Genomic DNA, 13,661 nt, shown 5'->3' with positions numbered 1-13,661 from the left:
GGCGAAGCCGCCAGAGCCTCCAGCTTCATTAACTTTAGAGCCAGAAGAGGACGGTTGCGGCAAGGGCGATGGCCGAGAGGAAGGTGATAGGGCACCTGTCGTATCTGGTCGCAATCCGCCGCCAATCTCTGAGCCTGCCGAATATGATCTCGATACGGTTGCGGCGCTTGTAGCGGCGTTTGTCGTGCCTGATAGCTTTCTTCCTGCCCTTCCGGCCGGGGATGCATGCCTTTATCCCATTGTCTTTCAAGGCATTTATGAACCAGTCAGCATCATAGCCGCGGTCAGCCAGCATCCATTCCGCCTTCGGCAGGCTGCTCAGCATGGCAGGCGCTCCGGTGTAGTCGCTGACGGGACCAGCGGTGACGAACATGTGGATCGGGCGGCCATGCGCATCGGCTACGGCATGAAGTTTTGTATTCATGCCGCCTTTCGTGCGCCCGATCAGCCTTCCACGCCCCCCTTTTTCACCTGCAGGCTGGAGGCCGTGCGATGGGCTTTCCTTCTGAATAGCCCCATGTTTCGTGGACGCCTTCTTTGCTAATTTTGAGGCAAGGAGGCCATGATGGGCACAGCCATTTTCAGCGACGACTTCAAGCGCGATGCGGTCGCTCAGATCACGGAGCGGGGCTACCCGGTCAGCGAGGTTTCTGAACGGCTCGGGGTGAGCAAGCACTCGCTCTATGCCTGGAAGCGCAAGTTCGCGAAGACGGCATCAGGTGAGACCGAGAAGGATGCCGAGATCCGCCTGTTGAAGCGGGAGCTGGCACGGGTTTCCGAGGAGCGCGACATCCTAAAAAAAGCCACCGCGTATTTCGCTCGGGATGCAAAGTGAGATACGCGTTCGTGGCCGAGCATCGGGGTCAGTTTTCTGTCCGGGCCATGTGCCGGTGTCTGCGCATCCAGCCGAGCGGGTTCTATGCCTGGCTACAGGCTCCGATGAGTGCGCGAGCTCACGAAGACAGGCGCCAGACTGAACTGCCGCGGAGCGCCTGGACGGAGAGTGGGAAAGTCTACGGATACCGCAAGCTGCATGACGATCTGGTTGAGCAGGGCGAAAGCATCTGTCCGAACCGGGTGGCCAGATTGGCCCAGCTTGCGGGGATCAAGGCGGAGATCGGCTATAAGCGCCGCCCTGGCAGCTATGGTGGCAAGCCATCGGTCGTGGTCGACAATACTCTCGACCGGCAGTTCGACGTCGATGCGCCAGACAGGGTGTGGGTGATCGACATCACCTACATCCGGACGCAGGAGGGCTTTGCCTACCTCGCGGTGGTCATCGACCTCTATTCCCGGCGCGTGATTGGTTGGTCGATGCAAAGCAGGCAAACAACGGATGTCGTCTTGCAAGCCCTGCTCATGGCTGTCTGGCGGCGCAAGCCGAAGGGAAAGGTGCTGATTCATTCAGATCAGGGCAGCCAATTCACCAGCATGGATTGGGCTGCGTTCCTGAGCGCCCACAATCTTGAGCATTCGATGAGCCGCCGCGGCAACTGCCACGACAACGCCGTCGCCGAGAGTTTCTTCAACCTCCTCAAGCGCGAGCGGATCAGGCGCAGGACCTACCGGACCCGCGAAGACGCAAGGCAGGACGTGTTCGATTACATCGAGATGTTCTACAATCCAAAGCGCAAGCATGCGAGGAACGGGATGCTGTCGCCCGCCGAGTTCGAACGGCAGCAGAAGATGAGACGCGAAGGCGTCTAAGAAACTCGGGGCTATTCAGATCGCAGAGCCATGGAAGATCTTCCTGCCAGACATCCCGTTGCGATTGAACATCTACCAAGCTTTATTACCCCGCCGGGGCAGACCGATCTGATGTTCAATTTTGTCATCATCTTTCTTCTGGTGGCGGTGCTACTTACCGGGGCTTTCTACCTTAAGCTGCATTCGCTCCCCGAAAGGATGATGCATGGCCGTCATCCTGCACAGTTCCAAATCGTCGCAGTTATGGGGCTAATCTCGCTTTTGACGCATAACCAGATATTTTGGATCGCGGCGCTATTATTGGCCATGATCGATTTGCCAAGCCTGTTTTCGCCGCTAGCTTCCATGGCCAGATCGCTTCATCGACTGTCGGTGCAACCTGCCCGGCGCGAGCGCCGCCGCTCGCGGCGTGCCGCTGCAGGTGATCCGGCGGCCGACACAACCGACGAGATGACCGATGATCTGCCCGAGGATGCGGGAGACACCGTCGCAGCAAGCCATCATCAGACCGAGAGGAAGGCCGATGCTTGAGTTTCTTCTATGCTTGATGGTCACGATTTTTCCGGACTATCTTTTTCGGCGCTTTTTTCAGGGCAAGCGCCTTGGCAACGAGATTAATCTTTACTCGGTCTGGTATGAGCTGAGGTGGGGCATTACGGCCTGCATCTTGTTGACCGTCAGCTTGATCACGATGATCTTTTATTATCACCCCTCGACGACCAATGTGACCAAGGCGTTTCGCACCATCACCATCCAACCCGAGATGATCGGTCGCGTGGAAGAGGTCTATGTGACGCGCTTTCAACATGTGGAAGCCGGGCAGGCGCTGTTTAGGATGGAGGACTCGCGGCAGGCTGCGGCTCTGGATACGGCTGAAAAAAGCCTTGCCGAATTAGAGGCTTCGGCCAAGGTGTCGCAAACCGAACTTGAAGGGATCGACGGGCGTATCGCACAGGCGCGGGCCGCACATGATCTGGCGTGGGACGATTTGCAGACCTATCAGGAACTGCGCAACCGTAACGCCTCGACCACTACGCGCACCGAACTGAACCGGCTGCAAGCGGTCGTAGATGCCCGGGTGGGCGAGTTGGATGCCGCGCTGGCCAGTAAGCGCACATTGCAAACAAAGCTTGGATCGCTTCTACCCGCCGAACTGGAAAGCGCAAAGGCCAAGATCCGCGAAGCGCAGGTCGCGGTGGATCGCACCACGGTATATGCAGGTGTCGCGGGGACTCTGCAGCAATTCACGTTGCGCCCGGGCGAGGTGATCAACCCATTGATGCGTCCTGCCGGGATCCTTGTTCCCGACGATGCGGGCGATGAGACGCTGGTGGTGGGCTTCAATCAAGTCGAGGCGCAAGTCCTGAAACCTGGTATGATTGCTGAGGTCACATGTGCCTCTAAACCCTATCAAATCATCCCGATGGTCTTGACCGAGGTGCAAGATGTCATTGCCTCGGGGCAAGTGCGCGCATCAGATCAGCTGGTGGATGCCCAGCAATTGGCAAAGCCGGGAACGATCACGGCCACGCTCGAGCCACTTTATGCCGGTCAGATCGCCGATATTCCGCGCGGCAGCAGTTGCATTGCCAATGCCTATACTAATAACCATGATCGTCTAAGCGACCCGAACACAGGCCCCGGCCAAGCGATTTTCCTTCACGCGGTCGATGCGACAGCTATGGTTCATGCAATGCTTCTGCGGATCCAAGCTGTGGCCCTGCCGGTCAAGACGCTGGTGCTCAGCGGTCATTGAGGAAGCGTCGGCGCTGAAGCGGATCGTGATCTTTCTGGCCGCTACCAGCGCAAGCCGGTTCAAGCGGGCCGCCATCGCCGTAATTGGGTTGTTTTCGGTAAAGGTGGCTGCTGCAGGGGCATGATCGGCGCACTGCATGATCCTATACCCCACTGCCTGATGCCGCTTTAGGCTTGTCAATGGAAACGGCAGTGCCGTTGTGCTCGTCGAGCTCGGCGCGTGCTGCTGCAGCGACAGCTTGAAGTACCTCGCTTCGGCCGCCTGCCAAAAGCGGCTTACTGCGCATCGGGTGGATCGAAGCAGTCAGGATGCAAGTGCAGCGAATGGCCGCTTCGTCCCGCATAGTGGACATCTCCTTGCCTGATTACGTCGAGTGCTGCCCTTTTCGTCCGGCTCGTTCGCCTTCGAATCATCGCTTCATCTAGGGCGCTTTTGTATTCTATGTGTCCATTTCAGCGACAAGGCATCCGCTCGAGAAAAACCTTAGAATCCGGTCGCTTGCGAGCCGACTGCCTGTAAGGCAACTCTCAGTATCTCTCTTGTATTCAAATGAAAATGGTTCTCGTCAATACTTGGACTCTGCCCATAATGACAGGTGCGAAAACGCTTAAATATCTGATTATATACGGTAATTTGACTCACCGTCCTGTTTGAGATATGTTGGAGCCCTAAAACAATCCGACAGGCTGAATTTTTACCCTACCGGTCTCTGATGGTTTTGCCATCGTGCCGGTTCGCGATGGAGAATATCGATGTCTCAAGATTTCTTTTCGCATCTTCAGAAAGCGCGGGCGGCAATTAAGGCTGTCGAAATCGGCCCAACCGCCCAAGAACTGGCACGAGCGCCCGAGATCGATTTGTGGCTGCCGGTCTTGCATCATCTTGGTGCGCCGTGCCTGTGGGGGCAGGTCCGGGATCATCCCATTCTCGGCGGCGACGATATCATTACGTCGCCGGTGGTGGCGCTGAATATCGAGGAAGGCTGGGCCAGGAGTTGCAGCCGTTGGTACCGGCTGGGACGCCCCTTTTTTCGACTGCGGGATGCCATCGCCGCGGAATTGAGCGAAATGCACCCGGCGAATTTAGACCTTATGTTCGAGTTTCCCGGCGCCTATCCGATCGGAGATCTGGACATCGCTCAGCGGCTGATTGCGGATTTTGTCGCTCTCGTTCGCGAACAGACCTGCGGTCAACAGGACGGTTGCGGATCAGCAGATCGCTGATCGCGGCCGGACTGAGCAAAAACGTTCATCAGTTCCTGACATTTGCACCAGATCTTCGGCAGCGCCCCTCCAGGCGTCACAGTCGATGAGGCGGCGGCGCGAGGGCCAACGACGCCTCTTGTTTTTACAGCATTGAGAAGGGTGAAACCATGCCTTCCATCCGCTTCATTCAAAGCCAGCTTCCCGACCCAATGCGATCGCAGGAGGCAATCGCCGACCGTTTTCTCCGGAACGCCAAGATCCGACTGGCGCGTCGCTCGGACATGGCCATACCACGGTCGATCGACGGCAGCATTGATCAGCGCAGCTTTGACAAATTCTACCCTGATCTTCGGCTGTCCTATGATCAGACCCACGAGATCCACCGGCGGGCCACGCGCATCGCCAGATGGCATGAGCAGTCATCGCCTTTTTACCGCATGAAGGATGCGGACCGCGACATTCTGTTACGTCTGCGGGAGGGGGCCGAGGTCATCCCGCCTCCGCGGGAGGAGGAGGCACATCGGATCGGGGCTGCCCTTCATGCGGAAATGCCCTGGATGTCAGCAGCGAGCACATTGATCATGCGCGATATGCTGCTTTCGCAAAAGCGAAAGGAGATCGGGTTTCGCTGTCGGCCCGTCATCCTGAATGGCCCGCCCGGCGTCGGAAAATCTTTTTGGGCACGCAGGCTTGCAGAACTGCTTGGCGCGCCTTCCATCGCGATCGATGCCACCGGAGAGTCCGCGGGATTTAGCGTCGGCGGTGTCCAGAAGGGATGGGGCAGCGCCACACCGGGGCGACCCCTGAGCCTCATCCTGCAAGAGCGGATCGCCAATCCTTTTATCATCATCGACGAAGTTGAAAAAGCCGGACGTGCGAGTTCGATGCGCGACACGGTTCCGAGCATCACCGATGCACTTCTTCCGCTACTCGAGCCTCTATCGGCTGCCCAATGGAGTTGCCCATATTACCAGCTGGTGTTTGATATGAGCTGGATCAGCTGGATTTTTACCACGAATACAGTGACGTCGCTGCCGGAGCCCTTCCTGAGCCGGTGCAGGGTGGTGACCGTCGGTCAGGTGATGCGCGATGACCTCCACAGCTTCGCGCGTCGTCAGGGTAAACGACGCAGCCTTTCAGCGCCTTCGATCGAAGCTATCCTCGAGGTGATCATTGAGCGCGAAAGAGCTCGTCAGTCCGTCAATCTGCGCATGATCAACAGGATGCTCGACCTGGCCGAAATCCTCGAAACGGCCCCGATGCTTAACTGACGAGCAGACCGGAGGCGGGCTCCGAACCCAACACTCTTTGATCGAACTTTTCGCGCAACGATCCAGAAAGTCCCCCGGCGGGGTCTGCATGACTTCACAAGCATCTGATTTAAAATAAAAAATATGCGGCCATCGCATTTATGTGGATAACCAAATTTAGGCTATCTGCAGTTTCTCTCGCCCGAGTCACAATGAGGCAACTGAAGAAGGAGCCTCGCATGATGACGTAAAATGCAGCCGTCCAAAGAAAAGCCCGATCCACAGGGACCGGGCAAAGGTCGAGTCGAGATGAATCTCAACCCATTTGCATAGCTCAAGTTACGCGCAATCCGAAAAAGCGCAAGAGATTCCTCCGGCTCATCAGAAAAATCACCCCAGATCGCCGCTTCTGGGACCGCAATTCTCATGTCTGAAGGAGCCTTCACATGCTTGAAGGAATGAACACCTATCAATGGGCGGCGCCGGCGCGAAGCCGTGCCAAGCGGGCCATACCGCGCAAGGCCGATCGCCATGCAGTCGGACAGCTCGTCTTCGGCCCCGGCAACGGCCAATGCCTCGGCTATGCAAGCCATCTCGAATACAAGGTCGCGATCTGCGCGATCTACCGACCTGATGTGATCGACGTTGAAGAGCAGCTGGAAGGCGTCAGATATTTTCTGCCGAGTCTGCCGGTCGGCAAGCAGAATCCACTGCACTACATCGACTTTCGAGTGACCAAACGTGGGGGTCATCGTGTTGGCCTTATCGTAAAGCCGTCGTGTCGCGTAACTCCAGAATTCCGCGCCCAGGTGAGAGCAGTGGCGGTCGCCGCCAGAGGAAAACTGGTCGACAGTGTTTGCCTCGTCACCGAAGAAAACATCAACCGGATTGAACTCGCGAATGCCGAATTCATGCATGAGGTGCGGTTTCCGGATCCCGAGAGCGATGCCGTCCTCGCGAGCTTTCTGCCAACGATGATGGAGGCATGCCGGATTTCCGACATCGTCCGGCAGACCGGTCTCGGCGATCGCGGTTTCGCGGCGGTGCTCCGCGCTCTCACCCAACAAGCTCTGCAATTCGACCGCCGCCAACGCATCACCTTTGACACGGTCGTTTGGCCAGCGGAACGGGGGCAGGTGCAATGACCATGTTCGAACGCATGCCCATGCCCCGGGCGACGCACCATTTGTTGGAATGCGAGGCCGAGCTCATTTTCAATGGCCGCTGCGGTACCGTTTTCGAGGTGAGGCCGGAGGCATCTCTCATCGCCTGGAAAGAGTTCTTCGACTTGGAAACTGGCGAGGTCCACGCGGCGCGTTCTTCTGCACTGACCCATGAGGATGCCGCCCGAGCCGATCGGGAAGGGCGGCTGGCGGTGACACGCCGTCCGGGAAGTGCGAATGCTGTTGGTCGTCCGAGCCGGTTTGATCGCTCCCCCGAGGAAATCCGACGGATGGAATGGCGAAAGTCCTATGTGCTGGCTTCAGATGCTCTGGTTTCATCCGGTGCGATGCGCCCGAGCCGGACCGAGTTCGAACGCTGTGCGGACGAGATCCTCGCCGCCGGTGAAACGCGCGATCTTCACACGCAGATGCAGAAAAACGGTTACGCGGCAAAGCGGGGCGGCGCATCGGTCGAATGGGTGCGCCTGAAGGCATCGCCGAAGTCGGCGGCCATCATTCGGCGCTGGTACCTTGCCTGGAAGCGGGGCGGCGATGACGCGCTTTTCGACAATCTTCGGGCCTCGGGCCGCCGCGGCACGCGGATGCTCGACGAAGAGCGCGCTTTCATGTGGTCGGTCATCGAGATGCGACTTGATCTGGAGCGTCCGAGCATCAGCAGCATTGTCGACAGCGTCCAGACGGCATTCGATGTCCATAATCAAGGAGTCGTCCCTGGAACCGGGGATGATCGCATCCTCGAAGTTCCCGGCTATGACGCGATTTGGAGCGCGATCAACGAAATTGCCCCGCTCGATCACGCGATCCGCACCCGTGGTCTCAAAATCGCTTATCGCGACATGCATGGGGTTGGAATCGGTATCGAGACCACCCGCGCCCTGGAGAGGGTCGAGATTGACGAATATACCATGGATCTGATGGTGCTGTTTCGGAAAACCGGTATCCTCGAGCTTTTGAGCGACGACATCGTACGCGCCCTCGGTCTGGATGGATCGGCGAAGCGGGTCGTGCTGTCCGCGGCCATTGATGTCCACACTCGCTGCATCGTCGGGATCAAGCTCGGCAAAGAGGCCTCAGCGCGATTGATGCGCGACACCGTGGAGATGATTTACACCGAGAAAACGCCGATCACCGATGGCATCGCCGAGATGGACTGGCCGATGTATGGGCGGCCGGGGCTGATCGCGATGGATCGGGGAGCGGCCTATGTCGCCGACGAGACCTATGATCTATTGGCGGCGGCAGGGATCACCAATTTCGGTGCGCCTGCGGGTAAACCCTGGCTCCGGGGCTTCATTGAGCGGCTGTTTCGCACCATTCATTCCAAACTGCTGCAGCGATTTTCCGGACGCACCTTTTCCGACGTGGTGCAACGCGGTGAAAATAATCACATCGACCGCGCATCCGTCACGCTGGAAGATCTTCTCGGGTTTCTCACGCGCTGGATCGTCGACATCTATCATTTGGAGCCGCATCGCGGACTGAATGGCATGTCCCCTTATGAGGCCTGGATGGAGGCGACGGCCAACTTGCGGCCCGCAGAGATGTCGCGTCGCGAGATGCGCCACGTCTTCGGAATCAAGGACAAGCGGAAGTACCAGAAATCTGGCTTCCGGGTTTTCCATCTCGACTACATGTCCGACGAACTGCATGCGCTGAATCTGCGCGAAGCGGAAATCGCGTGGTGGCCGGGTGATATCAGCGCCATTGAGGTGAAAGTCGGCCCGGATCGTTGGCTGACGGTCCCGGTCACCGATCCCAAATGGATTGGCAAAACGCATATTGACCACACGGCATGGCTGATGAGCCGCCGCGAGCGCAATCGAGAGCATGAAGCGATTGCGAACCGGGCCAAATATGCGCTGGATGTCGAGTCCTATCGGCGAAAGCAACTCTCAAACCTGCTGCCAACCATCATGACGGCGCATGAGTTGCGCCTCGAAGAGGAGCGGCATCGTCGCTACCTGGACACGGCGTCACGGCGGATGAACAGCGCCGAGCCTCGTGATCTCTTCGCCGATGAGGTTGAGACAGAGATTCCGCCACAAGGCGAGATATCATCGACGCCGCCGGTTTCTCAGCCCAACGCTGACAATTCCGCGCCCCGTCACCCGGAAGTTCCGGGCGATGACGACACTGATGATTTGATGGATTGATCCCATGCTTTTGAAAGAACGAACCTCTTCCGCGTTGACCTCGGCCGACCTCACGGACCTCCCCTCACGTTTGGCCTGGCTCGATGATCGCTACCTGCGAAACGCCCGTGACGAGGCTTTCGAGGAAGGCCTGCGTGAGATCATGAAAGTTGATGCGGAGGGCAAGATTGTCCCTGAGCCCATCCGTGATCCCCTGACAGGCGAGACCAATGGTTTTGCAGTGATCGGCAGTTCCGGCGATGGAAAGTCGGCGATGATCCGGCGTAACCTGGCAAAGCTGGTGGGGTTCCGCGAGCAAACGCCTCAGAGTGACGGCAATTACCTGGCGGTTAACGTGCCGCCCGAGGCGACGATCAAAAGCTTGGCCACAGATATCCTGGCCAAAACGGGATATGGAAAGGTGGCGAGCTCGGCCAAAGCACATGAGCTCTGGAAGATGGTCCGCCACCGTTTGATCCTTTGCAAAATCTCGTTGCTCTGGATCGACGAAGCCCATCACCTCTTGCGTGGGGGCGCTGGCCGGGATCTGGTTGGTGCGCTTCAGACCCTGAAAAATCTCATGCAGGAAGAAAGCGGCGTTGCGGTCATTGTCTCGGGCATTCCTAAGCTGCGCGAGGGTTTGCTGACCGATCCGGAGACCAACCGTCGCTTCAAATGGCAGTGGTTGCGGCCAGTCGGGACGGCCAGCGAAGATGCGGTCAATATCGCAAGGTTCGTGACCGCATGCTGCAAGAATATCGGGCTTCTGCCGCCTGGCGATCCGCATTTTGCGGAACGCTTGATCTTTGCATCTCACGACGGCTTGGGCCTGAGCCTTGCCCTGATCAAGGACAGCCTGCGACGGGCGCTCACCGTCAAGGATAGCCAACTGACCCTGGACCACGCCCGCCGCACATGGGAGCTGCAGCACCCTGAGCATGATGGGCTCGGGCCTTTCGCCGACATCCATTGGCCAGATCTCAAGAAGTCTCTGGTCGACGCAGGTTGGGCATGATGGCCGTTATCTCGCCAAATTCGCCCTATGAAGCCTCCGAAACGGCACTGTCCTATGCGGCCCGGCTCTCGTTCGTTCATACTGGCATGACGATCCGGCGCCTGCTCGAAGATCTTGATCTTGGCCGCGACCGGTTCCTGACCGGCAAGCCCGAGGCCATCGAGAGCTTCGCCGCGGATGTCGGCGCCGATCCGTTGCAACTGTCTCGTGGCACCGTAGAACTTCTGTCGCGATATGGCCGGTTCAGGGGCGAGGACATCAGCACGGGTTTCATCTCCACCAAAGTCCGCAAATTCTGCCCTCAATGTCTTATGGAGGATGGCGCCCGTGAGGCATGGAAGCATCGGTTGCTCTGGTGCTTTCAACATGTCGATGGATGTGCAGTTCATGGGGTTCGGCTGGCGGAGCTTGCCGGCAGCGAGAAGGTCTGTGACCTTCGCGAGGTGATCGAAGGCAGAACGGCCCTTGAGGCCCTGAACACGACCGAGCCGTTTTCTGCACCGGATTGGCAGACCTGGCTTTCGGCGCGGCTTGAGGGTGCGGCGGATGATCCGTGGCTGGCCGATCACACGATCGAACAGGTCGTTGCAGCTTCGGAGATGATCGGCGCTGTTCTTGGCCATGGCCAGCAGATCCGTCTGCGAAGCCTCTCCCGTCAGGAAAGGTCGGATGCCGTCGAGCGGGGGTTTTCCTATTATCGCGAAGGGCAGGGCGGCGTCATGGCAGCCCTTGACGAAATCCAGGCCCGGTCCTCGGCCCGGGCAGTTCAGGCCGGCCCTCTTGCCGTCTATGGCCGCCTTTACGACTGGCTCGAGGGGGGCGCGAAGCTGATCGATCCGGGGCCAATCCGACCGCTGCTGCGTGACCGTATCCTTTCCCACATCCCGATGGCAAAGGGCGAGCGCCTGCTTGGCGAAGAGGTCACGGAGCGCCGCCTGCATTCGGTTGTCAGCCTTGGCGAAACCCTTGGCATCCATCGTAAGCGCTTGACACGGCTTTTGGCAAAACTGGGCCTTGCTCCGGAAGGGGCGAGCGATGCCGAGACCGGCCTGCTGACCTTTCCTGTCGGCGAGGTTGAAGAGCTGCAGAAGGATGTCGCGCATGCGATCCCTTATGAGGAGGTCGCCAATCATCTTGGCGCAAGCATACGGCAGGTCCAGATGCTCTACGGGGCAGGGATGATCATGCCGCTATTTCCACCCGCTGGCGCAGGAAGCGTTCGGCGGCTGGTCTTTGCCAGAAGGCATCTCGACGCCTTCCTGAATCAGGTCTCGAGGGCTGATGTCCTGGATGGGGATGTTGGCGACGATTTCGTCTCGATTGCCGTCGCCTGTCAGCGCATCGGCATGATGACCCCGGACCTGGTCGATGCAGTTTTCACAGGGCGGATCCAGGGATGGCGCGATCCGTCACTCTCAGGATTGGCCGCGTTGAAGGTGCGTCTGGATGATGTCCGAAGCTTGAAGGCGGCAACGGAAATTCGGGCCGCCTGAGACACGAAAACCAAAGAAAAACCGATCAAGCCCGCGATATCGCGGGCTTTTTGATTCTGGCAAACCGCCAAGGACGGGAACAACTTTGCCCCGAACTCGATCCTATCTTTCCTCTGAGAGTTTTTGTGGGCATTGATTTCATTGAATAAAATACGTCGTTTGGCACTAACTTTCGCCCGAATTACAGCCTGTATGTAAATCGGGCGAAAGTTAGTCCCCAATCGGGGTCGTTTTGTCCGAATTCGGGGCATAGTTTTTGCAAGTAATTGAATTCGCTGGGGTCGGGAAACGATCCCAGCGTTTTTCTTTTTGAGGCGCGACGCGATCGCTTTCGGCACGAAAAAAGACAGCCGAAGCTGCCCTTTAATCTCGTTGTGATTTCTGCCTTTAGGCGGCTTTGCCGCCGCCGGACAAGCAAACAAAGCCGCGTCCAGCGCGTCATTCGCGTTCAGATGCGGGTCGCCCATGATCTTCAGGGGGCTATCCTGCGGATCATGGGCGGGTCGCCTTAAGACGCGGTGGCCTCGAACAGCGGTTTGAGGTTCTGGGCGTGGCGCTCTGCCAGATGGCGGGCGGCGCGTCCTGGGATCAGCGGGCGGGCCGGAGCGGGCAGGAAGCCGGTTTCGGCGAGCTCGGGAAAGAGCGCCAAGATCTCGTCCATTGCCGCCGGGCCAACGCTGCGCAAGGCCTGTTCGCCGGTGAACAGCGATTCCGCCTCGGCGCCATTGGCATGGATGATCTGATGGCTGTCGAGCAAGATGTGGACATAGGTCACGCTGGCCAGATCGGTGGCCTCTTCAACCCCCTCGATACCCAGCAATTGCTGCGCGGCGATCAGCACCTCTTGCGCGCCAAACATGCGCAGCGCGATTTTCGAGCGGATGAGCATCCGGTGCTGCGGCGAGACGACGAGATCGGTTTGCGGGGTGTTCGCCCCCAAAGCACCGGCGCGAATGCGGATCGGGCAGAGATGGGGGGCATGCGCGAGCTCTTCGGCGGAAAGCGCGCGTTTCCCGATCCAGCGGATCGGTTGGCATCCGGCGTCCCGGGTCCAGACCAGATCGCCAACGGCCAGATCACCTGCCGCGACCAGCCCCGATTGCGTCTCGATCAGCGCATCTGTCGAGAAGCAGACCGCGTCGATAACGTCGTTGTATTGGACCCGCACCCATTCAATTTGAGTGATGGGGGTCAGGCTGATGAACTCGAGAGAGCCAGCGGTGCCTTGCAGGGCGGCTTGCGGGATGCCTGGGACGACGGCGTTCTGCGGCAAGGTGTAATCTTGAGGGATCCAGAACATCATGGTCTTTGATGGATCAGCCGGATCAGCCACTTGGATGATGAAGTTTTGATTAAACCTAACTTCGACGCCACCGTTCACCCCTATCCAAGTCAGTTCGGCTTGGAACAGCTGGGTCACCTCATATTCTTTTCCGCCCCAATGTAGGGTGTCTCCGGCTGCGATCTGGTTGGGATCGGCAAGGTCGATCTGGGTTCCGTCCCGCATCTGGCCAAAGGTGGTGCCAGAGTTGGGGCCGTTGCCGGGCAGATAGGTTTGCCCCGGTTGCGGCAGGCCGGTTGCTCCGGGCGTGTGATCGAAAAGGCGCGTCAGGTCGTTCAGGATGGGCATGGTGCACTCAGTAGTCGGAGGAACGAGATAAAAAGCGCGCGGACAGAGGCGTTGGCTCGCAGAGGGGGCGTGGCGCATCTATCAGCCGAAAGTGGCAAAAAAGCCGAATCAAATGGTCACCAACGCGGCATCATTCGAGGTTAATTTCTCCTTAAAGTTGTTTTTTGTCCAACATAAATCCGCCATGCCGTGTCGGATTTTGCTTTCGGCACGAAAAAGGGCAGCCGAAGCTGCCCTTTGATCTCGTTGGGATTTCTGCCTTTAGGCGGCGTTGTCCAGCACCCTTCCG

Annotated in this window: 10 protein-coding genes and 1 pseudogene; 9 read left to right on the top strand and 2 right to left on the bottom strand. The window is 58.4% G+C overall.

What is annotated here, in order from left to right:
• Positions 1–34 precede the first annotated feature (34 nt).
• A pseudogene (locus JCM7686_RS11560) lies at positions 35–501 on the bottom strand (IS5 family transposase); the annotation flags it as partial.
• A 64-nt stretch (positions 502–565) separates the two neighbouring features.
• Between JCM7686_RS11560 and JCM7686_RS11550 the strand changes: the two are divergent.
• From JCM7686_RS11550 to JCM7686_RS11510, 9 genes are all read left to right on the top strand, one after another.
• A protein-coding gene (locus JCM7686_RS11550; RefSeq protein WP_148292617.1) for an IS3 family transposase occupies positions 566–1,707 on the top strand; the annotation gives its coding sequence in 2 pieces (ribosomal slippage) (positions 566–806 and positions 806–1,707; 1,143 coding nt in all).
• 30 nt (positions 1,708–1,737) lie between these two features.
• Complete coding sequence (locus JCM7686_RS11545) at positions 1,738–2,238, top strand: hypothetical protein (RefSeq protein WP_051201557.1); 501 nt, start codon at positions 1,738–1,740, stop codon at positions 2,236–2,238.
• On the top strand, positions 2,231–3,463 hold the full coding sequence (locus JCM7686_RS11540; RefSeq protein ID WP_020951002.1) for an HlyD family secretion protein: 1,233 nt from the start codon (positions 2,231–2,233) through the stop codon (positions 3,461–3,463). The genes JCM7686_RS11545 and JCM7686_RS11540 overlap by 8 nt, the downstream gene beginning before the upstream one ends.
• A gap of 752 nt (positions 3,464–4,215) precedes the next feature.
• A complete protein-coding gene (locus JCM7686_RS23490; protein ID WP_051201556.1) occupies positions 4,216–4,686 on the top strand; it encodes a DUF6634 family protein in 471 nt (156 codons plus the stop codon).
• A 149-nt stretch (positions 4,687–4,835) separates the two neighbouring features.
• Positions 4,836–5,939: an AAA family ATPase gene (locus JCM7686_RS11530; protein WP_020951001.1), complete on the top strand. Its 1,104-nt coding sequence runs from the start codon at positions 4,836–4,838 to the stop codon at positions 5,937–5,939.
• A 425-nt stretch (positions 5,940–6,364) separates the two neighbouring features.
• On the top strand, positions 6,365–7,063 hold the full coding sequence (locus JCM7686_RS11525) for a PDDEXK family nuclease (protein ID WP_020951000.1): 699 nt from the start codon (positions 6,365–6,367) through the stop codon (positions 7,061–7,063).
• Positions 7,060–9,255 (top strand): DDE-type integrase/transposase/recombinase, encoded by a 2,196-nt coding sequence (locus JCM7686_RS11520; protein WP_084621068.1) that lies wholly within the window; start codon positions 7,060–7,062, stop codon positions 9,253–9,255. Before JCM7686_RS11525 ends, JCM7686_RS11520 begins: the two co-directional genes overlap by 4 nt.
• A gap of 4 nt (positions 9,256–9,259) precedes the next feature.
• Positions 9,260–10,249, top strand: a complete 990-nt coding sequence (locus JCM7686_RS11515) for a TniB family NTP-binding protein (protein ID WP_020950998.1) — start codon at positions 9,260–9,262, stop codon at positions 10,247–10,249.
• Positions 10,249–11,742, top strand: coding sequence for a TniQ family protein (locus tag JCM7686_RS11510; protein ID WP_158442360.1), 1,494 nt, complete (start codon positions 10,249–10,251; stop codon positions 11,740–11,742). The genes JCM7686_RS11515 and JCM7686_RS11510 overlap by 1 nt, the downstream gene beginning before the upstream one ends.
• Positions 11,743–12,250: 508 nt before the next feature.
• Here the strand turns inward: JCM7686_RS11510 and JCM7686_RS11500 are convergent.
• Complete coding sequence (locus tag JCM7686_RS11500) at positions 12,251–13,372, bottom strand: Hint domain-containing protein (RefSeq protein WP_236635826.1); 1,122 nt, start codon at positions 13,370–13,372, stop codon at positions 12,251–12,253.
• Between the last annotated feature and the right edge of the window lie 289 nt (positions 13,373–13,661).

It is taken from the genome of Paracoccus aminophilus JCM 7686, assembly GCF_000444995.1.
GTDB lineage: Bacteria > Pseudomonadota > Alphaproteobacteria > Rhodobacterales > Rhodobacteraceae > Paracoccus > Paracoccus aminophilus.
The sequence above is the reverse complement of the archived record's forward strand: the minus strand, read 5'-3'. Positions and strand labels throughout refer to the sequence as shown.

What these genes read in the sequence shown, in the direction of transcription:
- JCM7686_RS11515 (WP_020950998.1), top strand. Translation starts at nt 9,260, where the DNA reads ATGCTTTTGAAAGAACGAACCTCTTCCGCGTTGACCTCGGCCGACCTC.
- JCM7686_RS11500 (WP_236635826.1), bottom strand. Translation starts at nt 13,372, where the DNA reads ATGCCCATCCTGAACGACCTGACGCGCCTTTTCGATCACACGCCCGGA.
- JCM7686_RS11520 (WP_084621068.1), top strand. Translation starts at nt 7,060, where the DNA reads ATGACCATGTTCGAACGCATGCCCATGCCCCGGGCGACGCACCATTTG.
- JCM7686_RS11545 (WP_051201557.1), top strand. Translation starts at nt 1,738, where the DNA reads ATGGAAGATCTTCCTGCCAGACATCCCGTTGCGATTGAACATCTACCA.
- JCM7686_RS23490 (WP_051201556.1), top strand. Translation starts at nt 4,216, where the DNA reads ATGTCTCAAGATTTCTTTTCGCATCTTCAGAAAGCGCGGGCGGCAATT.
- JCM7686_RS11540 (WP_020951002.1), top strand. Translation starts at nt 2,231, where the DNA reads ATGCTTGAGTTTCTTCTATGCTTGATGGTCACGATTTTTCCGGACTAT.
- JCM7686_RS11510 (WP_158442360.1), top strand. Translation starts at nt 10,249, where the DNA reads ATGGCCGTTATCTCGCCAAATTCGCCCTATGAAGCCTCCGAAACGGCA.
- JCM7686_RS11525 (WP_020951000.1), top strand. Translation starts at nt 6,365, where the DNA reads ATGCTTGAAGGAATGAACACCTATCAATGGGCGGCGCCGGCGCGAAGC.
- JCM7686_RS11530 (WP_020951001.1), top strand. Translation starts at nt 4,836, where the DNA reads ATGCCTTCCATCCGCTTCATTCAAAGCCAGCTTCCCGACCCAATGCGA.